The sequence below is a fragment of the Flavihumibacter sp. CACIAM 22H1 genome, from assembly GCF_001601815.1.
Taxonomy (GTDB): domain Bacteria; phylum Bacteroidota; class Bacteroidia; order Chitinophagales; family Chitinophagaceae; genus Flavihumibacter.
The window spans coordinates 1-24,784 of sequence record NZ_LUKG01000069.1 but is presented as its reverse complement, the minus strand read 5'-3'; the positions used below and the strand labels follow the sequence as shown (position 1 = coordinate 24,784).

Genomic DNA, 24,784 nt, shown 5'->3' with positions numbered 1-24,784 from the left:
ATGTTTGCACCGTTGGCTTTAAATATTTTCCTCATAAATATCAATCTGTTAAAAGAATATCCGGCTTATTTAGACCTTTCTCCAGGCTGCTTTTTTTAACATAATTTCACTAAATTCAATCCAAAAAAGATGCACCGAATATTAGTATTAATTACACTGTCTGACAGCGGAATTGAGAGTATTAAGGCAAACCCCGAGTTGCCCAAAAAGGAAATGGAATTTGTACAACAATGGAGAGAAGAAAAAATTCTTGAAAGTTTTTTTATTTCGGTAACGAAAAAGGACGCCGTGTTGATTTTTCAACAGGTGGAGGAGGCCGCCGTAAAGACACTGATCGAAACTTTACCTTATTTCCCTTATATGGAAAAAATTGACTACCACAGTTTAAACAAACAGTTTTAAGAAGGGCCACAAATCCACAAACATGTCCTGCAAATGATTATCGCTTGTAGAAGTATTTGGTAAAATACTATGACCGTCCGCTTTCCAGATGAATTTCCGCTTTTACAGACAGAACGCTTGGTGCTTCGGAAAGCGACCGAAACCGATGCGCAGGCATTGTTTTTACTTAGGTCTGATCCCCTTGTAAATACCTATCTAAAACGGAGCCCTCCTGCGTCTGTACAGGAGGTGGTTGCCTTTATCGAGGGGGTAAATGCATCTTTTGCCCACAAAAAAGGCATTTATTGGATTATAACAATGAAAACTACAGGCAGTGTAATCGGCGCAGCTTGCCTCTTTGATTTTTCCAGGGCATCAGATAATTGTGAGGTTGGTTTTGAACTTTTACCCCGGTACCAGGGCTACGGATTTATGAAAGAAGCATTGTGGTCAATGCTGCAACTGGTCTTCCAGACCCTTTGTATTCAGGCAATTAATGCCTCTGTACACCGGGCTAATCATTCCTCGCTCACACTGCTGCAAAAAGCCGGGTTTAGACCCGCTGAAGCCCCTGGACCTATGCCGGAACAGCTGTTGTTACTAAGGTTAGAGCAAACGAGTACCAGCGTATAAACGCCTCCTATGCGGGATTTTGAATGCCTGTAGTTTTTTAAAAAATCCAGGTAGAAAGCTTTACAATCAACTTGGTTAGCGAAAGTTAACAGGGATAGCAGTGGATTTCATCCACTATTTGTCAGTAAAAAAGCGGCGCCTGGTTTTTTAAACCAGGGAATTAAACGGGTGGTTTGGGTCGGATAGCGTATTGTTTTACACAGGGAAGGAGAACTTTGGGTAAGCAACCGCTTAAAAAACGTATGGAACTAAATATTCGGGTAGAAGCGGATAAGAGCGACGATCAGATTTTCATGCCGGAAGAATCTTTAAAAATCGCAGAAAAACTAAAGTCTTGCAATTATTCTCCACAGGAAGCTTGCTATAGTTTATTAAATGGCCAATAGCCAGGCTATGTTATACCTATATCTTTTGGGGCTGTTTTTGGGCTGCTGGTTGAATTATATGCCGGCGCAGAAGCCTGTAAAGAAATAGGTGCAGGAAAATACTTTACCCGTCCCGCTTAGTGACCCTGCACCTACTGATTATTCGGTTTTGGAGGTTTTCGGCAAAGCTATTGGTAATGCCAAGGTTGATTTCGTAGGTGAACTGGAACGAGGTAATGCATTCACTTGTTTGGCCAAAGAGAAGGCTCATATAATACCTGCACGAAATAGGGGATGTGCTGTACAGGCTTTTGTAAGTGATTTTTCGGGTTGAACTACGGTTGGAGAACAGGTTAGAAATGATGGACTGCCGATCGATAGCGTCATTTGGTAATTTTCGACAAGTATATTCCAATCCTCTCAAAATAACATCTACCCAGGCCCTCCCATGCTTTTATTGATTTCGGGCCATTTACCAGAGTAACTCCAAAAAAAGAACCTGTTTTATATATCCGGGGCTGTTAAAGGAAGTAGCTATCCTGCCAATGATAGCGCTCCGTGGAATAATATATTCGATGGAGTATTTTAGAGCAGAACCATGCTCCCTCGCAAAAAATGGACAGCTATTAAATGAATAATTGCGTAGAGCGAGGTATCTTGGGGGGCAGTGGGCTATCTGGTAGCATTTGGCAGAAGCAATTACTATTGCCGGGGAGATGTTTTTACCAGACGGACTACCTGGGGAACCTTGTTTGTAGAAAATATGAAATTTATAGAAGGTTTTCTCAATTGGTCGTATTTGAAGTTTTTTGAACGTAAAAGAATAAACAATTATGGAAATAGAATTTAGTTTTGAGAAAAGGCCTACTACAGCCCAGGTAATTGAATTGTATGAGAATGCCGGCCTTCCAAGGCCTACCCATGACGCTGAACGGATCAGTAAAATGTATGAACAGTCAAACCTTATAGTTACAGCCTGGGAAAATGATATACTGGTAGGTGTGTCGCGTTCAATTACCGATTGGGTTTGGTCCTGTTACCTGGCAGATCTTGCCGTAAGAACCAGTCATCAGAAAGCGGGTATCGGGCGTAAGCTTATTGCATTAACAAAGGAAAAGCTCGGTAGCCAGTCAATGCTGCTGCTATTATCAGTTCCAACTGCCATGGAGTATTACCCCAAGGTTGGCTTTAAAAAACAGGAAAGTAGTTTTATAATCGACCGGGCCGACTGGCGATCAGAACAATAGTTTATTGTATAAAAAATACTTTTTTGATCTGGTTGTTTTCAACCTGGTAAATGGCAATGGCCTCCATGGAGCCGCCCCTGAAAATTACTTTTTCCTGGTCTATAACTATATTGCCTTTCACGGTTCTTCCCAGTAATTGGCAATGCAGTACGGGATTTCGCTGGAAAAATTCTGTGTAAGATTTCCTCATTTGTGCTTTGCCTTTTTCAAGAAGCTTATCAGGAAACTCATAAATTTCTACGTCTTCGGCATAGGGTTCAAGAAAGGCTTCAATGTTTCCCTGGTTATACGCATTCAACTGCCGTTGCGCCAATGCTTCCGGTGTTTCTTTAAGCAGGGTGTCCGGATCCAGGATATGTCCCCGGTTAATTACCCTGTCTATTGAACCTATGTTTTCAATCTTTTCAACCGGGTTGGCATCCAGCAGCAGCAGGTTTGCTTTTTTTCCCTTTTCTATACTGCCGAATTCTGATTCCCTGTTAAGCACTTTGGCGCCATTGATTGTTGACGCCTGGATGATCTGCCAATTGCTCATACCCGCAGCAGACATCGCCTGCAGTTCTCTTAAATAAGAAGCAGCATGCAATGTGCCAATGTTGCCGGCATCAGTTCCTGTGGCAATTAATACCCCTGCATCTGATAACAATTTCAGGTTCCGTGCAATCAGGTCGTTCTCCTTTTTTTGTTTTTCCTTTTGTGCCGCCGAGTTAAGAATGATTTTATACCGGTTAACAAGGGCGGTGTCTGAAATATGTTTCAGGTCCATCAATGATCCAAGCTGAAAAGGATCGGCGCTTAACAGCTCATGCCTACTTAGCTGAAGGTTTTGCCCCAGTGTTTGCCTGTAACCGTCGCCCACCACTACCGTAGGACAGAGAATTGTTTTTTTCTTTTTCAACAGTTGTATGAAGTCTTCTTTCAGTAATTCATCATCGATGCTGTGTACTAGTATATCACAACCATTTTCTACTGCCAGTTGTGCCGTAATTCGTTGGGTAGCATGTACGGCTACTTTCAGGTTATGCTTATGAGCTTCTTCAATGCTGGCTTTGATGATCGGTAGGTTTTTCTGTGCACTTGCTGCTGGCGTTAACCCGTCTGCGCCGGCTATATACCAGATCTTAATAAAATCAGGGTTGTAGGGCAATTGTTCCTGCACCATTTTTATTCCGTCCTCTATAGAGCGTACAAGGCTAAATGGTGTTTCTTGCCGGCTAATTTCATAGATGGGAGGTTGATAGGTCGTTAACAAAGGACCTGTCATGAAAATGCCTGGTGAAAAAGCTTTGTTCTTATATTGTTCCCTTTGCTGCAGGTAGGCATAAGAAGCGCCAACATCAATGACCTGGGTAATGCCGTTTTGAAGGTAACGGCGAAGTTTATCTTCCATGGTTTTGTGCGCCAGCTCCATTTCTTTTTCATACGGCTGAATGGCTCGCAGGTCAATAACATCGGGTCGGGTGTACAGGCCGCCATTCTGAAAAAAATGAACATGTGCGTCGGTTAGGCCGGGGAATAAAAATTTACCTGAGCCATCGACGACGGTAGCCTGTTCCGGTATATTTATTTTTTTCGATGAAATATCGGTAATAAGGTCATTCGTTATTACCACTGTTCTGTTGGGTAAAAGAACCTGTTTTTTAACGTCGGCTACGGTAACATTGGTTATATAGGTTTGTGCCTGAGAGGCTGTTGTCTGCATCAGTAAAATAAGCAGAAAACTGTTTATGTACTTCATCTGTGTTAGTTGTTTTCAGGTTAAGGGTTGGCGTGCAAACCAGCGAATCAACGGATCCATAAAGGAAAGATCCGTCTGCGCAACTACAAGCGCATACACCAGTATATCAACGACCAGCAGGGAAGGGAATAGCCACCTGCCCGATGATTGTTTTCGTTCAATAAAAAGTAGCCCCATAAGCAGGCCGAGTATCAAAAATATTCCGGTAAAAAAGCCCCAGGGATCCATGCCTTCAAACACCACTTTTCCTAAAAAACGGAATAAAGCAGGTTCTATAAAAATAATACCTGTAATGATCATTGCTCTTGCATGAATCTGGATCTTGTGCCTGTACAGGATAGCGATCGTGAAAGCAATTATTAACAGGAAAAAATCCCGGATGGGGAAAATGACCGTACTGAAACTGATTTCATTTTGCGGGATCGCTTTTAAGCCACTGTTTAATACAAGTAGTACTGAAATCAATAGTAGTGGCATCACAACGTAAGAAAACCTGCCAATGGCCCGGTGAAGCTTGATCTTCTTGTACCGGATAAGTAAGGGTTGCACAATTAGCAGAACCAGCCAGGTGAGCATCATAACGGCATGAAAATGAAAATAGAAATGGTGTGAGCCGGTTCCATTAAAAAAGCCGGAAAAATAGGATTTCCAGAATCCTAAAAAGGCCAGGAGGAATAAGCCTGTAAAATAATAACCTGCTTTGTCGAAGCGTAGTTTTGGAACTGGTTGGCGGGCTGGGGGCATAGCTCGGTAGGTTGTCTGAAAGATAATGATAATATGTTATATGCGATTGAGAGAATTGATTTTGATCAGTTGGCTGTATGAGATTAATTTGCAGCCCGGTTGTGCATTGTTTGGTTGGAGCCAACCCGCATGTACTAGATTTGTTATTAAATTTGCCTGTTGAAATTAATTTCAAAAATACTTAGCATTTTTCTTTTTAGTCTGATCCTGGTCGGCACCTTAAAGAATTCGGTATTGCTGGTATTTTACCAGGTAGATAAAGCTGCTTTTATTTCCAGTTTCTGCGTAAATACGAACAGGCCCCAGTTGCATTGTAACGGGCAGTGTAAACTTGCTCAACTGATCAAGGAAAAAGAACAAAAACAAGCCACCGATACGCTGGCTTCCTTACAAGCCGATTTTTTATTGTTTTGCCAGGCAGCGGGTGCGGCAGCACTAAACAGCCCGGAACCTATTTTGCTGCCGGCAGTTTTTACCCCTGCTAACCAGCAGGCGTATTTTTTTCAGTTTCTGTCTGGTACAGACCGCCCTCCGCAGTATTGCGTTTGATGCTTTTTTTAGTAAACCGATTTTTTCTTTATCAAACGTAATCAATGAGATCCTTCTTATACAGCGGGCTGATAGCCCTTGCCGTCAGTTTTGTGTCCTGTACCAAAAATTCAAGCGAACCAGCCAATACAAACGAATTAGCCGGCTTAACACTGGTTAAAACAATCCGCAATACCACCCATTCAATAGACCTTTATTCAGCTACCGGCAAGGTTCAAACCGGTTATAATGAAATTTTTCTTCAACTAAAAACAGCCGATGGAAAGCTGGTTTCAGATGCTGAACTGAGCTGGATGCCGGTTATGAAAATGATGGGCATGAGTCATTCCTGCCCGTTTGGCGCTGTTCAGAAAAAAGAGCCCTTCAAACAAACCTATTCGGGCTTTATTATTTTTCAAATGGCAGGAAATGATATGGAATACTGGGAGTTAAGCATCCAGTATGCTGTTAACGGTACAGCCTATTCTATGACCGATCGGATAGCTGTCACAGATCCGTCCAGAAGAACCGTTCAATCCTTCCTCGGAGCCGATAATAAACGTTATGTACTGGCCATGGTAGAACCTGTGGTGCCAAAAACGGCTCTCAATGATATCAGTGCGCGCTTATACACCATGAGTTCCATGATGCAGTTCGACCCGGTCGACAGCTATACTATCCAGCTCGATCCCCGGATGCCGGGTATGGGAAATCATGGGTCTCCTAACAATGTACACCTTACCCAGTCGGCTGATAAAATCTACCGCGGAAAACTGAGCTTAACCATGACCGGGTACTGGAAAATAAATCTCCGGTTACTGGATGCCACAGGCAGCGTGGTAAAAGGAGAGCCGGTTACCGGAGACAATACATCGAGTTCCCTGTTTTTTGAACTTGAATTTTAAGTAGATCCGTATGAAAACTTTTCTTTTTACCAGTTTACTACTGGTGGTTTTTCTGCGGGGTATAGCGCAATCTGTTCCGAAGGATTCGGTTACCGTTAAAGAATTACAGGAAGTAATTGTACTGTCGCGGCTTACTGATAAAAACACCAATAATAAATTGCTCAGTACCCTCGATACGTATTTATCCTGTCATGAACAGGTTGATTTAGTGAAACGCGGAGCGTATGCCTGGGAACCGTTACTGAACGGGATGGCCACGGAGCGATCGGTAATTACGATTGATGGCATGCGGATTTACGGCGCCTGTACCGACAAAATGGACCCCGTAACCTCCTATGTAGAAACCACCAATTTGTCGAAAGCAGTACTACACAGCGGACAATCGGGCAGTGCCAACGGAGCCACTATTGCGGGCAGCATTGACCTGGTACGGAAAAAAGCAGGATTTGGGGAGCCTGCTTTTTCCGGTTCCCTGTTCAATGGCATGGAATTTAACAACCGCCAACGTATTATTGGTACCGATTGGCAATGGACCCGGCAACATTTTTTTGCCGATCTTGATTTTACCTACCGAAAGGCAGGTAATTACACGGATGGTGATCATAAAGAAGTGGCTTATTCCCAGTTTTCAAAGTTTAATTTATCCACGATTATCGGGTACAAGCTCAATGCGCAGCAGCACCTGGAACTTTCTCTTATTGTGGATCGCGCAAAAGATGTAGGTTATCCGGCTTTACCAATGGATGTATCCGCAGCCAATGCTTTGATTGGGTCGGTTTCTTACCTGTGGCGCCCGGCTCAGGGATCAATCAAGGAATGGGAAACCAAGCTCTATTTTAACCGCATTACACATGTAATGGACGATAGTAAGCGGCCTGATCTGCCGGTTCGAATGGATATGCCGGGATGGAGTACTACGTCGGGTTGGTACACCGCATTTAAAGGCGCAAAATCAAGGCATGCCTGGAAATCGACCGTTAGTATGCACCATAACCGGTCGTTGGCTGAAATGACCATGTTTTCCAATGAGCCGGGGCAAAAAGATATGTATATGCTTACCTGGCCCGATATACATACCATCTATGCCGGTTTCTTTGCCGAAGACGCCTATGCCATTGCTAAAAAATGGAAATTGACGGCGTCTGTTGGCGCAGGCGTACAACAACAGCTTTTGAAAAATGAGACGGGAATTAAAACGATGCAGATCTTTTATCCGGATATGCCCGCTACAAAAAACCGGGTACTGAAAAATGCCGGAGTTTCGTTGCGGTTTCAGCCATCTGACTGGCAGTTTTCACTGGGGCTTTCCTATGCTGAACGAGCCCCTTCTGTTTCTGAAGGATATGGGTTCTACCTTTTCAATAGTTTTGATCGGTATGATTATATTGGTAATCCTGGTTTAAGAAAAGAACGTTCTGTTGAACTAAATTCCAGCGTTACCTATCGAATTCCTGCATTTGAACTGAAATGGCAACAGCAATTTTTTAGGATCCGGGATTATATTATTGGTATGCCCCAGCCAGCATTTATTCCCATGACAATTGGTGCCAGCGGCATAAAAGTTTACCAGCAGCTTGGTTGGGCCAGTTTATACAATAGCACCTTTACCACTACCTATCAATTGCTGCCATCCCTGCAAGTATCCGGAAAAGCGGTGTATAGGAAAGGGTTGGGTAAAGGCGGGTTGAATCTGCCCCTTATACAGCCGTTCAGTTATGGAGCAACTTGTACCTACCGGTGGAAAAAAATTCAGTCGGCCGTTAACCTGGAAGGGGCTTTGAAGCAAAGCCGTTTCAGTCCGGCTTTTGGTGAAACAGCAGCCCCATCTTATACCATCCTCAATCTTTCGGGAGGTTATACGCTGGCCGTAAAAAAAATACCGGTTATACTTAGAGCAGGCGTTGAAAACCTATTAAACCGTACCTATACCAGTTTTGCTGACTGGAACCGAATTCCCAGAATGGGCCGGAATATTTATGTAAATTGGATTATCAGTTTATAAATCAGGCTATATGGCAGCGGTCAAAACCAAACAAACTACGGCAGATGTGGAACAGTTCATACAGTCATTTGCCGATACAGAGCAGAAACGTGCGGATAGTTTTGCCCTGGTTCAACTAATGCAGGATATAACAGGTGCAGCACCTAAACTATGGGGTAGTTCTATTATCGGATTCGGTAGTTATCACTATACATCAGAACGGAGTAAACAGGAGGGCGATTGGCCCCTGCTCGGGTTTTCTCCCCGGAAAGCGGCCATCTCCTTGTATGTATACACCGAAACAGAAGAACAGGCGGTCCTGCTGCAGCAATTGGGAAAATTCAAAATGGGCAAAGCCTGCATTTATGTAAAAAACTTAGCCGATATTAAGGTAGATGTGCTCAAAAAGATGATGCAGTCAACCGTTCAGTTCTTAGAAGCCAGGTATGGGAAAAAATAATAACTCCCATTCATCGGAAAAGAAAAAACTGGGCGAGGTATTTCGGGTATTTTTTAAACTTGGCCTGCTTGGATTCGGGGGCCCAGCTGTGCATATTGCCCTGATGGAAGAGGAAGTGGTACGGAAAAGAAACTGGATGCCACAACAGCAGTTTCTTGACCTCGTAGGGGCTACCAACCTTATACCCGGCCCCAATTCTACGGAAATGACCATGCATTGTGGTTATGAACGGGCAGGAACGAAGGGGCTTGTTCTTGCAGGGGCCTGTTTTATTCTGCCGGCTGTATGTATAACCGGCTTAATTGCCTGGGCTTACCAGCAATATGGAAGCCTGCCGCAGGTACAGCCGTTCATCTATGGTATAAAACCGGCAGTTCTTTCCATTATTGCAATGGCAATGCTGGGGTTGGGAAAAAAGGCCATCAAGTCTGTTCAACTGGCTGTAATCGGACTACTGTCGTTATTGGCCGTACTCATCGGGTTCCATGAAATACTGGTGTTTTTTGCGGCCGGAGCGCTCGGGGTACTGTTGTACCTGGTTAAAAAAGGAACTGCTCTCCAAGGGCTGTTTCCGCTTCCTTTCCTGCAAGTTTCTGCCGCTGCGATGGATGGGTTTAACTGGCAGGTATTTTGGGTTTTTTTAAAAGTAGGGGCCATCCTTTATGGTAGTGGTTATGTCCTTTTTGCCTTCCTGGATGCCGAACTGGTGGCAACAGGCCTGATCAGCCGACAAACCCTGGTAGATGCAATTGCTGTTGGCCAGTTTACACCCGGGCCTGTTTTTTCAGCGGCTACTTTTATTGGCTGGCAATTGGGTGGAATAGGTGGGGCAATTGCTGCAACCATCGGTATTTTTTTGCCATCCTTCCTGTTTGTGGCCCTGCTTCGGCCTTTACTGCCGCTATTGCAGCGGTCAGGCAGCATGCGGACATTTTTAGATACCGTAAATGTAGTAGCCATTGCCGTCATAGCAGCGGTGCTGCTGGAAATGTCAAAGGAAAGCCTGGCCGACTGGCGGACCATGCTTATCGGGCTGGTGGGCATCAGCAGCAGTTATTTTTTTCCCCGGTTAAATTCCGCTTTTATAGTGCTGGGTGGTGCATTGCTCGGATTTGTATTGTACCAGTTTTAAGTTTCTTCCATCTCCAATAACAAATTAGCAATCAGGGCTGTCCAGCCGGTTTGGTGCGATGCCCCCAATCCCTGCCCGGTATCGCCATTGAAATATTCATAAAATAGGGGATGGTCCTTGAAATGAGGTTGTGCCCATTCCTTCTGCGCGGGAGCATGGTACTGGAATTTACCGGCTTCGTTTCGTTCAAAAATTTTCAACAGCCTTTTGGTTAGTTCATTGGCAATTTCTTTCAGTGTTTTTTTAGTGCCGGATTTTGCCGGAAACTCGAACCGGATATCTTCACCATAATACCGGTGGTATTTTCGAAGTGCGTTAATGATGAGGTAATTGATCGGGAACCAGATAGGCCCTCTCCAGTTGGAATTACCCCCGAACATAGAGCTGGTACTGTCTCCCGGTTCGTATTGAATACGGTATTCATGCCCCTGGTAGCTGAAAACAAAAGGGTGTTCCTGGTAATGCTTCGAAAGAGATCGGATGCCATAGTCCGACAGGAATTCTGCTTCGTCCAATAATCTTTTTAATAGTAATTCAAGCCGGTCGCCGATCATGATGGCAAATAAATAATTACCGTCTTTATTCTTTTTGTTGATATCTGAAATTATTTGGGTAAGGTCCGGCCTGGTTTGCTGGATAACAGCCAGCCTGGTATTGAATTCTCTTAGTTGTTCAAAAATACTGCCATGCATAATTTCAACAGCAAGTAAAGGAATTATGCCTACCAGGGAACGAACCCGCATACGTTGGCTGCTACCGTTTTCAAACTGTACGGCATCGTAATAAAAGCCGTCTTCTTCATCCCATAACGAAATGGCTTTTTTGCCGATATGGTGCATAGCCCATCCGATATTCAGAAAATGTCGGAAGAATTTGGCAGCAGACTCTTCATAAGCTTTATTATGCTGGGCAAGTTCGAGTGAGATCCGCAGCATATTGATGGCGTAGAGCGCCATCCAACTGGTGGCATCAGCCTGTTGTAGTTTTTTGATACCCGGCGGCATATGGTTGCGGTCGAATACGCCAATATTATCCAGCCCCAGGAATCCGCCTTCGAAGATATCTGTTCCATTGGAGTCTTTCTGGTTCACCCACCAGGTAAAGTTCATCAGCAGTTTTTGAAAGGCCCTTTCCAGGAAATCCCAATCTGCTACGCCGGTCTTTTTTCGATCTGCTTCAAAAACATACCATACGCCCCAGGCATGTACGGGAGGATTTACGTCACTGAAATTCCACTCGTAGGCCGGGATCTGGCCATTGGGATGCATATAATATTCACGCAGTACCAGCAGCAGTTGCTGCTTGGCAAAAAAGGGATCTACATGAACAAAAGTAGCTGCATGAAAGGCGAGGTCCCAGGCGGCGAACCAGGGGTACTCCCATTTGTCGGGCATCGAAATGATGTTGCGCGATGTAAGGTGTTGCCAATCGAAGTTACGTTTATAGTTGCGCGTAGGACCTGGTGCGCCCGGTTCGCCAAACAGCCATTTGTATACATCGAGGTAATAAAACTGTTTGGTCCAGAGCAGGCCACTGAAACTGCTTCTTAACAGCGATTTTTGCTGGGCAGGTAAGCCAGAGGGTATCAGGGAGGCATAATACTGGTTGGTTTCGATAATGCGTTGTTCGAATACTTCCTCAAAATCTGTCCAGGGGTCTTTCAGGTATTGCTTGCTCAAACGTACCTGGAAACAGGCTGATTCGCCGGCTCCGATGCGTTCTTTTAGCCAGATTGCCGCCTTTGTGCCGAATTTCTGGTGATTTACGGTTGGTTGTTGGTTAACCACGTAATTGTTGATGCCATCTTTGACATAGAGGCTGTCATTGGGCCGGTGGAAGATTCGTTCATTATTGGTTTCATTATCACAGAATAATTGCTCGCCCCCCTGGTGATAGAAATAGAAGCTGCCGTTTCGGCTGGAATTGGTTTCAAGGCAATGGGCCGACCTGCGTTTGATTTCGGGTTTGCTGAAACGTGGATTATGGTTCCAGAAATTACGGAACCAGATATGGGGTAGTACATGAATATCAGCCGGTTCGGGGCCCCGGTTGTAGACGGTGATCTGCAGCAGTATATCATTGTATTCTGCTTTGGCATATTCTATAAAGCAGTCGAAATATCGATTGTCTTTGAATGCATCTGTATCCAGCAGCTCGAATTCGGGCTGGAAACGGTCTCGTTTGTTTTTTTCGATCAGCTCTTCGTACGGAAAGCTGCGTTGCGGGTACTTGTAAAGGTATTTGCAATAGGAATGGGTAGGAGAGGAATCGAGCTGAAAATACAGTTCCTTTACATCTTCGCCATGGTTGCCTTCGTTATTGGTTAGGCCAAATAGCCGTTCTTTCAGCAGGGGATCTTTTCCATTCCAAAAAGCGGGTGCCAGGCAAAGGATCTGATCACTGTCACAGAAGCCGCCCAGCCCGTCTTCGCCCCAGCGATAGGCATAACTTCTGGCAAGGTCATGGTTGATGAAATTCCAGGCATTTCCTTCCACGCTATAATCTTCCCGTACGGTACCCCACTGGCGGTCGGACAGGTAAGGGCCCCATCGTTTCCAGTTTTTACTATTGTTGGAGATCGACAGGCGCTCTGATTCACTATTTCTAAACATACGCAGTTAAGTTGTTCAATACAGCAAGACTTGTTGGTTCAATATGGCGCAGGCAATCGTATGTTTAAAATGTAATCCAAAATTAATAATACGGATGTTTTTGCAAAGAAAACCGGATAATCGAGTAAAAAAATTGTAAGTTGAGTTAAGCAATATGGGGAAGCGGGAATAAAGAAAGGTAAATAAAATGCGTATGATCAATAAGCTGCTTTTTTTTGCAGTAGTTTTCTTTCAAATAGCTGCCTCCAACGCTCAGTCGGGAGAAAACTATGTACGTTTTATAGACCGGTATAAAGGATTGATCGATACAATTTTGTTAATGGAAAGTAGGGAAGAGCTTATCCTTGAACAGCACCAGGAGTCTGTAGTTAAGCAGGCTATTAAAAATAAAGATACTGGTCAAGAAGTAGAAGTGCATGGAGGTAGTAGTCTCTCTTTCTATTTTAATCCGGACTGTAAAGTTGTGTATAAAATTTCCTACCATGATAATTTATCGGGTAATTTCTACTTGAATTTTTTATACAAGAAAAATAAACTTTTGCTTGCTGAGGCAAGTTTTAGAGAGGATAGTACGGGAGAATTACTGTATAGCAGGTTACACTACTACAATAATAAAAGATTGGTGAAGTCAGTAACTTCGGGTGAATGGGAAAATGTAAACAGGCATTTTCAAAAGGCACCTGATTTATATACGCTGGCCTATTCCTATCTTAAACTTGCAATAGGTGAAATAGTTCGACAATGAAGCGTCTTTACATTTTTTGGGGGTTACTTATCAGTTGCTCCATAGCGGCTATTTCCTGCGGCGAGAGGGTTTCTCAAAATTCCGTTCAGCATTTTACAAGAAACCAGGTAGAGTTCGTAGCGGAGCAAGCGGGTAATGGCCCCATTACGCTGGTATTTGTACATGGTTGGGGAATAAACAGAAGCTATTGGAATGCACAGGTAAATGCCCTGCGCAACAGCTACAGGATCGTTACCATTGATCTGGCCGGATTTGGTGAGTCGGGAAAAAACAGGCAGGACTGGACCGTTGAGGCCTACGAAAAAGATCTTTCCTACCTGATGGAAAAAATGGAATTGGAGAAGGTTATTTTAATAGGACATTCCATGAGTGGGGCTATTGTGCTGGAAACGGCGCTGGAAAATCAGGATAAGGTCTTGGGTATAATCGGCGTTGATAATTTTCGCGAACTGGCCACGCCCCTAAGCGCCGAAACCAAAAAAGAATGGGATCGCTTTTATGCCCTGTTATCTACCCGGTTCAGTTCAATCATCCGGGAGGAAATGAGTGCATATTTATTTGCTGATTCCACGCCAACCTCAATACGTGAAAAGGTAATAAAGGATATGACGGCTGCAGACAGCCTGGTTGCGGTACCTGTATTGAAAGCAACCGACCAATATGCTTTTTCAGAAAAACTACCCCTGTACAAGAAAAAACTTTGCCTTGTTAACAGTGATTATATATCTACTGATACGACGGTATTTGCCCACTTAGGTATTCGGGCGAAATTGATCTCTATCGGATTAACAGGGCATTATCCAATGATCGAACAGCCCGATCGATTCAATAAAGCAATCGACCAGGCTGTTCAATATATCCTGGAACCTTAACGGTTGGTAACTAGTTTAACGGAGGGTGTTGTTCAAAACTGATCATCCAGTTTACCCCAAACGGATCGGTAAGCATACCAAAATAAGAGCCCCAGAAAGTCTGGTTCATGGGCATAGTAACAGAACCGCCGGCAGAGAGACGGGCAAAATGCTGATCGGCTTCTTCCTTTGAATCCGTATGGATTGAAATGGAAAAATTATTGCCCTGGATAAAACCGGCTTCCCAGGCCGATCCGCAATCACTGCCCATCAAAACAGACTGCCCGATGGGAAGTGATATATGCATGATTTTGTTTTTATCTGCCTCCGGTACTTTGAATTCTTCCGATTCGGGCATATCGCCAAACCGTCCTACGTGGATGAATTCGCCGCCGAAAACAGATTGGTAAAAGCGGAAAGCAGCTTCACAATTGTTTTTGAAATTCAGATAAGTGTTGGTGGTTAACATAAGTATGTTGTTTTGTGCGGGTAATTATTGTTCGAGTTGAATCCGGAAATACTGGATTTTTGCCGGTAGCTCAGGTGATAGTGTAAAATAAACCCGGATCCTGGCCTTTTCGCCATACAGCAGAAAACTTCCCCTTAGATTATTTTCGGGTAGCATTTCACCGATACGGGTTATGTTACCTGCCTGTTGAAACAGCAATGCCGATTCTTTACGCAGGCTATCTATTAAAAAATCAAGAAAGAAATTTTCCGCAAAACTGGCCGATTTTTCTGCATTGCTCCAGGCAGGTAAAAACGCGGTAAGTTCTTTTTGCCGCTGCACCAGTATGGCAGAAGCTGGTACAGCTCTTGGCCGGATCCCCGTTTTTCGTAGAAGTAGGTCCAATGCCTGCTGGTTCAGGGAAGATGCAGGTGCATAGGTCTGGTTTATAAAACTCACAATGCCTATGCCATAATCGGGAAGTATGGCCCAGTTGCTACCGTAGCCGGGCAAACCGCCACTGTGTCCCACGGTTTTTCTGCCTTCGCAGTCCTGCGACCAGCGCAACCCGTACCCATAGGCCGCAGTAATCGGGCAGAGCCGTCCATCCGGATAACGATAACTGCTGTTAAGTCCGGCAAAATTCCAGGGGTATTGCATCTCGCGCAGGGAGTTTCGTTTCAGGGGGCCTCTATCCGGATCATTTCTGGCTGGCCAGGCATCCAGCATAAAATTCATATAACGGGCAAAATCTTCGGCAGTGGTTAATATGCCTCCCATGATACCATAAGCACCATCGTGCTCAAGGGGTTGAGCTACCCATTCATTGTTCAATCTTCTATAGCCGATAGCCAGGGTGGAATCGGGTACATCGGCATATTCCCAATAAGTATGATACATGCCCAGTGGTTTCCAGATAAACCGGCTGATATATTCCTGGTACGACATGCCCGATACTTTCCGTATTATGGCGCCTAGCATGGCAAAGCCCATATTGCTGTATTCATAACCCGTTCCTGGCGCTGTGGAATAGGAAATACCTTGCTTAAACATAGCATGCATGGCTTCCTCGGAAATGTCTAGTTGCCGGTCGCCCCAGGGATTGTCTTCCGGAAATCCTGCTGCATGTGTCAATAACTGCCGGATGGTTATGGGGCCGGCATCGTTGCTTGGGTATTGCGTATTGGTCAATTCAGGAATATACAGGTGTGCAGGCTCGTCTAGCTGAAGTTTACCCTGATCCCTCAATTGCAGAATAGCTACGCCTGCAAAACTTTTTGACATGGACGCAATTCTGAAAACCGAGGTTGCAGATACTTTCCGGCCTTTTTCCTGGTTAGCCATACCCGAATAATTAAGGTGAACCAGCTGCCCATTGGACACAATGCCATAAATGATGCCCGGGGAATGGTTCTTGGCAGCAAAATCAGCAAATAGCTGGTCTACTTCTGCCAGGCCGTCTTTTAATGGTGCAGCGGGTTTTTGCTGGGCAAGGATGGCTGCTACTGGAAAGCAGAAAATAAGCAAGAGGAAGGAACGCATTCGGTTATACATGGTTCTTAAAAGCTTAAGCGGTTGGAATAAATTCAATTTCCAGGCAGGCGCCGACGGCATTGGCCTCGCTAACTACCTGCGGAATACCGTTGATGATATCGAGAGATGGACGATGTATATGCCCGGCCAGTACACCAATTACCTGGCGTGAGTTAAAGACGGTTCGGTGAAATTCAAGGGTGGTAGCGGTATGCCCGTTTACCGGCCAGCGTTCTCTGCGCTCCAATTCATAGTTGCGGTCTGTTTTCGCTCCCCATTCGGGATGGCCGCATCCATAGCCTACTGACCTGCCCGGTGCATACAGTGGTATATGCACTTGTAAAAGCAAGGGTTGCCCGTAGGATAATTGTTGTTTCAGAAAGGCAAGTTGCGCCTCCGTAACCTGGTAATTCGAATTGTCGAGCACCACTATGCGAACCCCGTGCAGTTCATTTACCTGCATCAACGGATTGTTTTGCTGGTAGAGCGGGAGTAACCGCTTTTGAATCCAGTCGGCGCGCAGGTCAAAGAGCGAGCCGGCCATGCCTTCATAATGCCAATCGTGGTTACCAGCCGTATAGAGGTAGGGAAGACCACTGATCCGCATACGTTCCAGCACATATTCAATGGCAGCTTCACTCGGAAAACTCAGGATATCGCCTAAAAGTGTTACCAGCTCTGCGTTACGGGTGGCCGCCAGTTCCAGCGAAGCAACCAGGCTTTTTTCCGGATTGGTAGTTTCTCCTGTGAGGTAATGCCTGGTTTGATTGTAGGCTTTGGCCATCCGGCCGCTGTAGGGTTGAAAGGGAATGCCTCTTTCATCGTCTCTGAAAAGATGGGTGTCGGCAATCAGCACCGTAGTAAATCCTTTTTTTATACCTGGATGATAAAAGCGCAACCGGGTGCCATCCAGCGAAAAACTACCGATACTGCTTTTGCTGCCCGCTTTGCCGGTAACAGCCCAGGCAGGCAAACCGGCCCCTAAGCCTGCCGCAGTAAACAGGTGGAGTAGGTCTCTTCTTTTCATGTTGGAACTACTGTTTCCCTAAACTACTGAAAAAACTCGTGGTAGGCGGGTGCATTGTAATCACGGGCTCCTTCCAGGCGGTCTACCAGTTCTCCTTTTTCATTGAAAATAAAGCTGGTAGGCAGCCCCGAAACATCAAACAGGGAAGGCAGGCTTTCCTCTGCAAAATATACCGGAGATTGAATGCCGTTTTTGAGGGCAAATTCGACGCCTTTCTTCCGATCCTTGTCTACATTCAGCAATACAATGGTGGCTTTATTGGTGTCCATTGTTGCATATAAGCGGTCAAGAGATGGCATTTCCTCCAGGCAGGGCGGGCACCAGCTGGCCCATAAATTCACCAGTACTTTTTTCCCTTTAAGAGAGGCCAGGTCAAAGGCTTCATTTTTTATAGTAACCAGTTGTAACGATGGAAGGGCAGAACCGGCCAGTTTGTTTTTCTGGTTCATTTCCTCAAAACTATTGCTGGTTCTGGGTTTCATGGAATTGTCACAGGCTGGTAGCAATCCGCCGGCAAGGATACATGCGAATAACAGTTTCTTCATAGCCTGAAAATTACCAAATGATTTGCTTTCCTTATCTAATTAGGCTGTTAAAGCTGGAATTACCGAAAAAATGGTAAGATTGCCGGTATGAAAAATAAGCTATTCCTGACCAGCCTGCTTTTTTTATTACTGGGCACTTACGAAGTAATTGCCCAAAGCAGTTTCAGTTCAAAAGAGCTACAGCTTGAGCTTGATCAGAAAGGATTTATCCGGGCGCTTATCTACCGGCCATCAAATAAAAATTATCAGTCAACCGATACCATTGCGCCGCTTTTACAGTTGGTAATTGCCGGGAAAAACTACCTTCCCGCCAAAGCTTTGTATAATAAATCGAAAGCGATACTTAGCCTGTATTATCCTGAAATAAAAGGCCAGGCCGACATTAAGGTGAGCCAGCATGCAACGCATATTGTACTGGAACTGATCAATGCGGTGCCCAAACTGCAGCTCGATGCTGTGATTTGGGGCCCTATCCCCACTACAATCAATCACCTGGTGGGCGAGGTGATCGGGGTGGTACGTGATAAAGAGGTTGCAATTGGAATACAGGTGCTGAATGCTAAAACACTGGGTGGAAACTATCCGAATAAAGAAGGGTCTACCTGGGCAAGAGGCATAGCTGCTACCCCTTTTTCCTGGGGCAGTACTTTACAGGCTTATAGCATTAACCGCGATAAAAACAGAACCGTTGACGCCTGGGGCGGGGTTCAGAAAAATATGCCGGTACCGGCCTTAAAAGGTGAATCTGTAAATGGCAGTAAGCTGGCATTTTTCGGTTGTGCAGAAAAGGCAACACTGGATCGTTTGGGAGAAATTGAACTGGCAGAAGGATTACCGCACCCTACCATCAACGGGGTTTGGTTTAAAAAATCGCCTTATTTTGGAAAATCTTACCTGATATCCTCTTTTGCTGAGTCGGATATTGATGAAATGATCGCTTATACTAAAAGGGCCGGGTTGATCTCTCTCTACCATGAAGGCCCCTTTACCAGCTGGGGGCATTTTGAACTGGATGCAGCCCAGTTTCCCAATGGCAGAAAAGGTATGAAACTGTGTGCCGATAAGGCAAAAGCCGCCGGTTTATTTCTGGGTGTACATACCTTAACCAATTTTTTAACTACCAATGATGCCTATGTTAGCCCCGTTCCGGATGATCGGTTAAGTATGACCGGTAGTTCTACCTTGGTTGCTGCCATTGATGCCGTGCAGAAAGAAATTGAAGTGGCTTCCCCGGAATATTTTAGTCCACAGGAAGGGAACGAACTGCATGCTGTAAAAATTGGCAAGGAAATAATCAGGTATCGTTCGGTTAGTAAAGAAGCGCCCTATCGGTTGTTGGATTGTCAGCGGGGAGCTTATGGTACAACAGCAGCTGCGCATGCCCGGGGCATATTGGTAGGAAAACTTTTTGACCACCCATATAAAGTGTTTTTTCCTGATTTCACCCTACAGCGCGAAGTGGCTTCCAATATAGCAGGTTTCCTGAATGAAACCGGCGTCAATCACCTCGATTTCGATGGGCACGAAGGTGCTTTGGCAGCAGGCCAGGGCGATTATGCACTGGAAATTTTTGCCAAAGATGTTTATGACCAGGTAAAACATGATTTTATAGCGGGTACCAGTTTGAGTAAAACCTTTTACTGGCATATTGGTTCCTATTACAATTGGGGAGAACCCTGGTACGGTGGTTTTAAGGAAAGTATGCAGCAATACCGGATCGATAACCAGGGACTGTTTCAACGCAACCTGATGCCCCCTATGCTGGGCTGGTACCTGCTTACGGCTACCACTACCTTGCCGGAAATGGAATGGATGCTGGCCCGCGCGGCCGGTTATGGAGCAGGGTTTGCTATGGTAGCCCGGCCAGATGCCCTACGCAAAAATCCCCGCTCAGGGCAGCTTCTGGATGCTATCCGCGAGTGGGAACTGGCAAGAAATTCGGGTGCGTTCACCCAGGAACAGCAAGATCGTTTAAAAAACCCGGCTTCTTCCTTTCACCTCAAGAAAAACAAGGAAGGTAACTGGACTCTATTGCAGTATGAAAGTTCCCCCCTGTTTAAGCGTGAACATTTTATCCGGCAGCCGGGAGAACCTACGCATTCAATTTTTAATCTTGAACAGAACTGGAAAGAGCAGTTATTGCAGTTCCGGTTAAATGCAGAAGGCAAACAAGGCAGTGTACAGAAGATATTAATACAGGTAGATGATTATTATGAATTCAGTTTGCCGGTGGAACTGGCTGCCGGCGAATCGCTTGTATCGGAAGGCAGCCGCGAAGTATTGGTGTACGATGCAAAGGGCAATCACCGGCAAACGATACAGCTCGATAAAGAGCTGCCCAAGCTATTACCGGGAAAACATAAGATAATACTGGATTGCTCTTTTACAGGAGAGGAAAAGCCAGTCGTCTATTTCCAGGTTAATGGCTTGAGCAGGGAAGAAACGATTACACGTGGTCCGATCCAATAATGGTCCAGTCTTTTTGCGCCATGCCTTTTTCCAGCCAGCGATCCATTTCGGTTGCGCAGGCGGGTAATACAGCCAGGTGTTTGCCGGCCTGCGCTGCAACTTCCAGCATTAACCGGGCGTCTTTCCGACTCATCTGTAATTCCCAGGAAGGCTGGTCGTACTTGCCGCTGAGCATTCTTGCCAGCCGGGTAGGAGCCGTGGCCCCGGCATTCCAGTTATCGAATAGCTGGGTAATAGCTTCATTGGGTATATCCATTGATTTGGCAATTGCCAGCATATCGGCAATACCGGTTGTCATGGTTATAAGAAAAGAATTACCCATTAGTTTGATAGCGGCGGCTCTGCCGGTTACCAAACCATAATTTATTACCTGTCCGGTCATAGGACGAATCATTGGCATTACCAGTTGCAGCAAACCGGCATCACCCGACACCAGCATAACACCTGTGCTTTCCAGCGCATTGGCTGGCCCCATAAATACCGGAACATGTACATAATGCATGCCTTTGGCGGCCCAGCTATTGGTACGGTCGATGGCTCCCTGCACGGTGGTGGTGGTATGATCCAATATAAAACAGCCCGGTTGAAGGGCGGCTTCTGCGCTGGCCAGTACAGCATCTACAGATGCGTCGTCTGAAAGCGTCAGGTGAATCCGTTCTACACCCCGTACAGCATCCTGTATATTTCGGAACGCTATAGCCCCCTCTGCTTCCAGGGCAGCGGCTTTTTCTGCCGACCGGTTCCATACATGTAGTTTTTCTCCCTTCCTCAGCAATGCTTTGGTAAAATTGGATCCTAATAACCCGGTGCCTAAAAATGCGATCATAAAAACTATTTAGTAGCTAAAGGTCCGAAATCCGGTTAACTTTTCCTTGATACTTACAACAGCTAAATTGCTGATCTTTGCGCCTTAAATTTCTCGTAATGAAAGTAGCCATCAACGGAATGGGGCGGATAGGGCGTTTATTGTTTCGTCGTTTGTTAGGGCAGGAGGGGATAGAACTGGTTGCAGTGAACGATGTAATGCCGGTTGACAACCTTGTTTATTTACTGAAATATGATTCCTTATATGGGCCCTTGCAGAAGAAACTGGTGCTCGAAGGAGACTGCCTGCATATAGACGGTTATACGATCCGGGCTTTTCAACAGGAAGATCCTTCCAGGCTCGACTGGAAATCCTTGCAGGTGGATATTGTGCTGGAATGCTCGGGGCGTTTCAGTACAAAGACGGGCGCAGAAAAACACCTTGCTTCCGGTGCGCGTAAAGTATTATTGTCCACTACGGGGTCGGAAGATATTCCTTTGCTGATATACGGGTTTAACCAGCATCAGCTCGATGCATCGGTAGATATTGTTTCTCCGGGTGGCTGTATGACCAATTGCAGTACACATATACTTTACCTGATGCAATCCATCGGTATTGAATCAGCGCATTTTAATATTCTTCATTCCTATACCTCCAGGCAGGAACTGGTAGATACGGCCCATGCACAGTTCCGGCGGGGCCGTGCCGCGGCTGAATCCATTATACCGGTTGAAATTGACCTGGTAAAATCACTCGACCGGCTATTTCCCCTGAAAGGACGGCTGGCAGCCATGTCGATCCGCGTACCGGTTACCAATGGAGCACTTACGGATATTACGCTTCAAATGAAAGAAGATGTAAATCGCGAACAGGTGAATGCAATATTCCGCAAAGCTGCTGAAAGCGATTATGCATCAGTGTTAGCATATACCGAAGATGAACTGGTTTCTGCCGATATCAAAGGCAATACGCATTCTCTTATCATTGATGGGAGCCTTACCTCCGTGGTTGGTAAACAGGTAAAACTAATTGCCTGGTTTGATAATGAATATGGTTATACCAGCCGAATGTTGGATTGGCTGCATTACTGGAAATCATTTTTATAAAAATGCCCCGCCCGGATCTACTTGCCCCGTTGCTGATCCTTTTTTTATCGCTCTTAACGGTAAAAATAAGGTTGCTGAATATGGCTGCTGCTTTATCGGGGGCATTGATAGCCTGGTGTATATGGCTGGGGACCGGATTAAACGGCCTGGTATTACTGGCAGTTTTTTTTGTAAGTGGTGCCGGAGTAACCCGGTTGGTTAGGACAGAAAAAAAAGCCCAAGGAGCCGATCGGAAAGCCAGCCAGGTATGGGCCAATGGAGGGGTAGCAGCCGTATTGGGGCTGCTTGCATGTATAATTCCAAACAAGGCTGATTATTACTTGTTGCTGTTGGCCGCTGCTATTGCTGCCGCTACCGGCGATACACTCTCCTCCGAATTGGGAACCCGCTATGGAAAACGATTTTTCAACTGTATCAGCTGGAAGCCCGACCAACGCGGGGCAGACGGCGTAATCAGCTGGGAAGGAATTGCCTTCGGCATACTGGGTAGTGGGCTGATAGCCCTGGTAGCCTGGCTGCTGGCTTTTGATGGCGAAGCGGCAATATTAATACTGGTGGCCGGTATCGCAGGAAATCTTTCCGACTCGTTTATGGGGGCCCGCTGGCAGCGAAAAGGGTATCTGAACAATGACCTGGTAAACCTGCTGAATACGGTGGTAGCGGTAGTATGCATAATCTTACTTATACTTGCTTTTTAAAATCCAAACAATGAAAAAAATTATTCTTGGCAGCCTGGTGGTATTTCTCTTCAGCTCGGGCTGTGATACCACGCAACATATTTTAAACGGCTTGCCAACCGGAACAGATAATTCGGTTTCACAGGTTGCAGCAGGGCTAAAAGAAGCGCTGAGTATCGGCGCCCAGAACAGTACCAATCGACTTTCTGCAGTAAATGGCTTTTTTTCGAATGCTGCCCTGAAAATTCTGATGCCGCCGGAAGCACAGAAAGTTGAATCCACCCTACGTAGTATTGGATTAGGTTCCCTGGTGGACAAAGCTATACAATCAATGAACCGGGGAGCGGAGGAAGCGTCTAAATCGGCGCTCCCGATTTTTAGCAATGCCATTAAGCAAATGACCATCAACGATGCAATGGGTATTTTGAAAGGAGGTGATTTTGCAGCTACCAACTATTTCAAGGAAAAAACAAGCGGCCCCTTAACCGAAGCTTTTCGCCCGGTTATTGAATCTTCTTTACAAAAAGTTGAAGCTACCCGGTATTGGAATGATGTTTTTTCTGCTTACAATAAAGTAGCCCGTACACCGGTCAATACCGACCTGTCTGCCTATGTTACAGAAAAGGCCCTGGCGGGTATTTTCCTGGAGCTTTCACTGGAAGAGCAGAAGATCAGGAAAGACCCTGCCGCCCGTGTTACAGAATTATTGAAAAAAGTGTTTGCCCAGCAATAATCAGAGGTATTCCCAGGCACTTTTATAAGCGTCTTTTTTTTCTGCCAGTTCTATTAGCCGCGCATAAAAAGTATGTTGCGCCAGGGTACTGCTATCGCCAATTATGACCAGTTTCATCCGGGCACGGGTCATAGCCACATTCATCCGCCTTATTTCAGCCAGAAAGCCGATGCGGTTATCTGCGTTGGAACGGGTCATGCTTATGTAAATGATATCCCGTTCCTGTCCCTGGAAGCTATCCACGGTATTGATTGATACTTGTGCGTTGGGGGGAAATCCGCCGGCATTGGTAAATGCCTGCTGAATAGCGTCCAGCTGCATTTTATAGGGTGCAATAATGCCAATACTTAGCGGTTTTGGTCCGGGAAAGGAGGTTTCTACTTCCGACCAGTATTGGCTAAATTGTCTTACAAGAAAGGCAGCTTCTTCGGGGTTGCTGGTACTTGTGCCTTCCTGTTTTTCTTCGAATCCGCAACCTGCTGTATCGATGAACAAAAAGGGGCTGTCTCCCGGAAATATAAGGCGATCTGCAACCGTTGCTGCGGCAACCAGTTTGTTTTCATAAAATTCCTGGTTAGAGAATTCCATGATAGCAGCATGCATACGGTATTGTTCCCGTAACATAGTAACTGTTTCGGGCCAGGTGGCTACCAGTTTTTCAAAGAGGGAAACAGCCAGACCTTTAGCAGCTGCTTCGGTGCTTTTAACGGTTGGCGCCAGTTGATGATGATCGCCTGCCAGTACCAGTTTTTTTCCTTTAAGGAGGGGGATCCAGGCGGCAGGTTCCAGGGCCTGGGTTGCTTCATCCAGCACAACGGTATGGTACCGCAGTTTTTCAATACTGGAGTGTGCAGCACCCACCAGGGTGGCAGTGATAACCTGGGTACGATCAATGGTATCGCTGATCATGTATTGCAGGGTATTGTCTACTTCCTGCATAATTTGCCGGGCTTCCCGGAACAGGGCCTTGCGCTGTTCCCATTCCGCTTTGCCAAAGCTGCGTTTGTATTTATGCGCCAATGAGCGGTATTCATCGGCCTGCTTCTTCATTTTCCGGATATCTTTCATCCTGGGATGTGCTGCCAGTTTTTCGTCCAGTGTCAGGGATTGAAGATGTGC

The 24,784-nt window shown here is 45.6% G+C and carries 23 protein-coding genes; 14 read left to right on the top strand and 9 right to left on the bottom strand.

Annotated elements, in window-relative coordinates; all coding sequences use genetic code 11:
* The first annotated feature begins 129 nt into the window (after positions 1 to 129).
* From A1D16_RS16475 to A1D16_RS16465, 3 genes are all read left to right on the top strand, one after another.
* Positions 130 to 402 carry a hypothetical protein gene (locus A1D16_RS16475; protein WP_290711496.1) on the top strand — a complete coding sequence of 91 codons (273 nt, stop codon included), beginning with the start codon at positions 130 to 132 and terminating at the stop codon, positions 400 to 402.
* 69 nt (positions 403 to 471) lie between these two features.
* Complete coding sequence (locus tag A1D16_RS16470; RefSeq protein WP_290711494.1) at positions 472 to 1,014, top strand: GNAT family N-acetyltransferase; 543 nt, start codon at positions 472 to 474, stop codon at positions 1,012 to 1,014.
* A 1,198-nt stretch (positions 1,015 to 2,212) separates the two neighbouring features.
* Positions 2,213 to 2,626: a GNAT family N-acetyltransferase gene (locus A1D16_RS16465; RefSeq protein ID WP_290711492.1), complete on the top strand. Its 414-nt coding sequence runs from the start codon at positions 2,213 to 2,215 to the stop codon at positions 2,624 to 2,626.
* 1 nt (position 2,627) lies between these two features.
* Here the strand turns inward: A1D16_RS16465 and A1D16_RS16460 are convergent, their stop codons facing one another.
* A complete protein-coding gene (locus A1D16_RS16460) occupies positions 2,628 to 4,364 on the bottom strand; it encodes an amidohydrolase family protein (RefSeq protein ID WP_290711490.1) in 1,737 nt (578 codons plus the stop codon).
* 15 nt (positions 4,365 to 4,379) lie between these two features.
* Positions 4,380 to 5,108, bottom strand: coding sequence for a hypothetical protein (locus A1D16_RS16455; protein WP_290711488.1), 729 nt, complete (start codon positions 5,106 to 5,108; stop codon positions 4,380 to 4,382).
* Between the two features lie 159 nt (positions 5,109 to 5,267).
* Here A1D16_RS16455 and A1D16_RS16450 point away from each other — a divergent pair, with 159 nt between their 5' ends.
* Genes A1D16_RS16450 through chrA form a run of 5 tightly spaced genes read left to right on the top strand, consistent with a single transcriptional unit; the run spans position 5,268 to position 10,114 of the window.
* Positions 5,268 to 5,657 carry a hypothetical protein gene (locus A1D16_RS16450; RefSeq protein WP_290711486.1) on the top strand — a complete coding sequence of 130 codons (390 nt, stop codon included), beginning with the start codon at positions 5,268 to 5,270 and terminating at the stop codon, positions 5,655 to 5,657.
* 44 nt (positions 5,658 to 5,701) lie between these two features.
* On the top strand, positions 5,702 to 6,541 hold the full coding sequence (locus A1D16_RS16445) for a hypothetical protein (protein ID WP_290711484.1): 840 nt from the start codon (positions 5,702 to 5,704) through the stop codon (positions 6,539 to 6,541).
* A gap of 10 nt (positions 6,542 to 6,551) precedes the next feature.
* Positions 6,552 to 8,543 carry a TonB-dependent receptor gene (locus tag A1D16_RS16440; protein ID WP_290711482.1) on the top strand — a complete coding sequence of 664 codons (1,992 nt, stop codon included), beginning with the start codon at positions 6,552 to 6,554 and terminating at the stop codon, positions 8,541 to 8,543.
* A gap of 10 nt (positions 8,544 to 8,553) precedes the next feature.
* Positions 8,554 to 8,982 carry a DUF1801 domain-containing protein gene (locus tag A1D16_RS16435; RefSeq protein WP_290711480.1) on the top strand — a complete coding sequence of 143 codons (429 nt, stop codon included), beginning with the start codon at positions 8,554 to 8,556 and terminating at the stop codon, positions 8,980 to 8,982.
* The gene (gene chrA / locus A1D16_RS16430) at positions 8,969 to 10,114 is read left to right on the top strand and encodes a chromate efflux transporter (protein ID WP_290711478.1); all 1,146 of its coding nucleotides are present in this window, start codon (positions 8,969 to 8,971) and stop codon (positions 10,112 to 10,114) included. The genes A1D16_RS16435 and chrA overlap by 14 nt, the downstream gene beginning before the upstream one ends.
* Here chrA and A1D16_RS16425 read toward each other — a convergent pair.
* Positions 10,111 to 12,726, bottom strand: coding sequence for a glucosidase (locus tag A1D16_RS16425; RefSeq protein ID WP_290711476.1), 2,616 nt, complete (start codon positions 12,724 to 12,726; stop codon positions 10,111 to 10,113). The genes chrA and A1D16_RS16425 overlap by 4 nt on opposite strands.
* Before the next feature lie 193 nt (positions 12,727 to 12,919).
* Here A1D16_RS16425 and A1D16_RS16420 point away from each other — a divergent pair, with 193 nt between their 5' ends.
* The gene (locus tag A1D16_RS16420) at positions 12,920 to 13,471 is read left to right on the top strand and encodes a hypothetical protein (RefSeq protein ID WP_290711475.1); all 552 of its coding nucleotides are present in this window, start codon (positions 12,920 to 12,922) and stop codon (positions 13,469 to 13,471) included.
* Complete coding sequence (locus A1D16_RS16415) at positions 13,468 to 14,343, top strand: alpha/beta hydrolase (RefSeq protein ID WP_290711473.1); 876 nt, start codon at positions 13,468 to 13,470, stop codon at positions 14,341 to 14,343. The genes A1D16_RS16420 and A1D16_RS16415 overlap by 4 nt, the downstream gene beginning before the upstream one ends.
* A gap of 10 nt (positions 14,344 to 14,353) precedes the next feature.
* Here the strand turns inward: A1D16_RS16415 and A1D16_RS16410 are convergent, their stop codons facing one another.
* From A1D16_RS16410 to A1D16_RS16395, 4 genes are read right to left on the bottom strand one after another with little or no spacing between them, the layout of a single operon-like run.
* Complete coding sequence (locus A1D16_RS16410) at positions 14,354 to 14,791, bottom strand: VOC family protein (protein ID WP_290711471.1); 438 nt, start codon at positions 14,789 to 14,791, stop codon at positions 14,354 to 14,356.
* A gap of 24 nt (positions 14,792 to 14,815) precedes the next feature.
* Entirely contained in the window at positions 14,816 to 16,324 is a 1,509-nt protein-coding gene (locus A1D16_RS16405; protein ID WP_290711469.1) for a serine hydrolase domain-containing protein, read from the bottom strand.
* Positions 16,325 to 16,337: 13 nt separating this feature from the next.
* Positions 16,338 to 17,330: a metallophosphoesterase gene (locus tag A1D16_RS16400; RefSeq protein ID WP_290711467.1), complete on the bottom strand. Its 993-nt coding sequence runs from the start codon at positions 17,328 to 17,330 to the stop codon at positions 16,338 to 16,340.
* A gap of 23 nt (positions 17,331 to 17,353) precedes the next feature.
* Positions 17,354 to 17,875 (bottom strand): TlpA disulfide reductase family protein, encoded by a 522-nt coding sequence (locus A1D16_RS16395; protein WP_290711465.1) that lies wholly within the window; start codon positions 17,873 to 17,875, stop codon positions 17,354 to 17,356.
* A gap of 87 nt (positions 17,876 to 17,962) precedes the next feature.
* On the opposite strand from A1D16_RS16395, the gene A1D16_RS16390 reads away from it, so the two are divergent.
* Positions 17,963 to 20,344, top strand: a complete 2,382-nt coding sequence (locus tag A1D16_RS16390) for a hypothetical protein (RefSeq protein ID WP_290711464.1) — start codon at positions 17,963 to 17,965, stop codon at positions 20,342 to 20,344.
* Here the strand turns inward: A1D16_RS16390 and A1D16_RS16385 are convergent.
* The gene (locus A1D16_RS16385; RefSeq protein WP_290711462.1) at positions 20,322 to 21,170 is read right to left on the bottom strand and encodes an NAD(P)-binding domain-containing protein; all 849 of its coding nucleotides are present in this window, start codon (positions 21,168 to 21,170) and stop codon (positions 20,322 to 20,324) included. The two genes, A1D16_RS16390 and A1D16_RS16385, sit on opposite strands and share 23 nt — an antisense overlap.
* 98 nt (positions 21,171 to 21,268) lie before the next feature.
* Between A1D16_RS16385 and A1D16_RS16380 the strand changes: the two genes are divergently transcribed.
* From A1D16_RS16380 to A1D16_RS16370, 3 genes are read left to right on the top strand one after another with little or no spacing between them, the layout of a single operon-like run.
* Positions 21,269 to 22,255 carry a glyceraldehyde 3-phosphate dehydrogenase NAD-binding domain-containing protein gene (locus tag A1D16_RS16380; protein ID WP_290711460.1) on the top strand — a complete coding sequence of 329 codons (987 nt, stop codon included), beginning with the start codon at positions 21,269 to 21,271 and terminating at the stop codon, positions 22,253 to 22,255.
* Positions 22,225 to 22,953 (top strand): DUF92 domain-containing protein, encoded by a 729-nt coding sequence (locus tag A1D16_RS16375; RefSeq protein WP_290711458.1) that lies wholly within the window; start codon positions 22,225 to 22,227, stop codon positions 22,951 to 22,953. The genes A1D16_RS16380 and A1D16_RS16375 overlap by 31 nt, the downstream gene beginning before the upstream one ends.
* A 10-nt stretch (positions 22,954 to 22,963) precedes the next feature.
* The gene (locus tag A1D16_RS16370; RefSeq protein ID WP_290711456.1) at positions 22,964 to 23,665 is read left to right on the top strand and encodes a DUF4197 domain-containing protein; all 702 of its coding nucleotides are present in this window, start codon (positions 22,964 to 22,966) and stop codon (positions 23,663 to 23,665) included.
* Here A1D16_RS16370 and A1D16_RS16365 read toward each other — a convergent pair.
* Positions 23,666 to 24,784: AAA domain-containing protein (locus tag A1D16_RS16365; RefSeq protein ID WP_290711454.1), on the bottom strand; the 1,119-nt coding region annotated here is incomplete at its 5' end.

Bases quoted from the DNA above. Each gene is read 5' to 3' on its own strand.
- A1D16_RS16440 (WP_290711482.1), top strand. From the start codon at position 6,552: ATGAAAACTTTTCTTTTTACCAGTTTACTACTGGTGGTTTTTCTGCGG.
- A1D16_RS16415 (WP_290711473.1), top strand. From the start codon at position 13,468: ATGAAGCGTCTTTACATTTTTTGGGGGTTACTTATCAGTTGCTCCATA.
- A1D16_RS16400 (WP_290711467.1), bottom strand. From the start codon at position 17,330: ATGAAAAGAAGAGACCTACTCCACCTGTTTACTGCGGCAGGCTTAGGG.
- A1D16_RS16420 (WP_290711475.1), top strand. From the start codon at position 12,920: ATGATCAATAAGCTGCTTTTTTTTGCAGTAGTTTTCTTTCAAATAGCT.
- A1D16_RS16370 (WP_290711456.1), top strand. From the start codon at position 22,964: ATGAAAAAAATTATTCTTGGCAGCCTGGTGGTATTTCTCTTCAGCTCG.
- A1D16_RS16455 (WP_290711488.1), bottom strand. From the start codon at position 5,108: ATGCCCCCAGCCCGCCAACCAGTTCCAAAACTACGCTTCGACAAAGCA.
- A1D16_RS16385 (WP_290711462.1), bottom strand. From the start codon at position 21,170: ATGATCGCATTTTTAGGCACCGGGTTATTAGGATCCAATTTTACCAAA.
- A1D16_RS16445 (WP_290711484.1), top strand. From the start codon at position 5,702: ATGAGATCCTTCTTATACAGCGGGCTGATAGCCCTTGCCGTCAGTTTT.
- A1D16_RS16395 (WP_290711465.1), bottom strand. From the start codon at position 17,875: ATGAAGAAACTGTTATTCGCATGTATCCTTGCCGGCGGATTGCTACCA.
- A1D16_RS16380 (WP_290711460.1), top strand. From the start codon at position 21,269: ATGAAAGTAGCCATCAACGGAATGGGGCGGATAGGGCGTTTATTGTTT.
- A1D16_RS16465 (WP_290711492.1), top strand. From the start codon at position 2,213: ATGGAAATAGAATTTAGTTTTGAGAAAAGGCCTACTACAGCCCAGGTA.
- A1D16_RS16405 (WP_290711469.1), bottom strand. From the start codon at position 16,324: ATGTATAACCGAATGCGTTCCTTCCTCTTGCTTATTTTCTGCTTTCCA.
- chrA (WP_290711478.1), top strand. From the start codon at position 8,969: ATGGGAAAAAATAATAACTCCCATTCATCGGAAAAGAAAAAACTGGGC.
- A1D16_RS16475 (WP_290711496.1), top strand. From the start codon at position 130: ATGCACCGAATATTAGTATTAATTACACTGTCTGACAGCGGAATTGAG.
- A1D16_RS16425 (WP_290711476.1), bottom strand. From the start codon at position 12,726: ATGTTTAGAAATAGTGAATCAGAGCGCCTGTCGATCTCCAACAATAGT.
- A1D16_RS16470 (WP_290711494.1), top strand. From the start codon at position 472: ATGACCGTCCGCTTTCCAGATGAATTTCCGCTTTTACAGACAGAACGC.
- A1D16_RS16410 (WP_290711471.1), bottom strand. From the start codon at position 14,791: ATGTTAACCACCAACACTTATCTGAATTTCAAAAACAATTGTGAAGCT.
- A1D16_RS16435 (WP_290711480.1), top strand. From the start codon at position 8,554: ATGGCAGCGGTCAAAACCAAACAAACTACGGCAGATGTGGAACAGTTC.
- A1D16_RS16390 (WP_290711464.1), top strand. From the start codon at position 17,963: ATGAAAAATAAGCTATTCCTGACCAGCCTGCTTTTTTTATTACTGGGC.
- A1D16_RS16460 (WP_290711490.1), bottom strand. From the start codon at position 4,364: ATGAAGTACATAAACAGTTTTCTGCTTATTTTACTGATGCAGACAACA.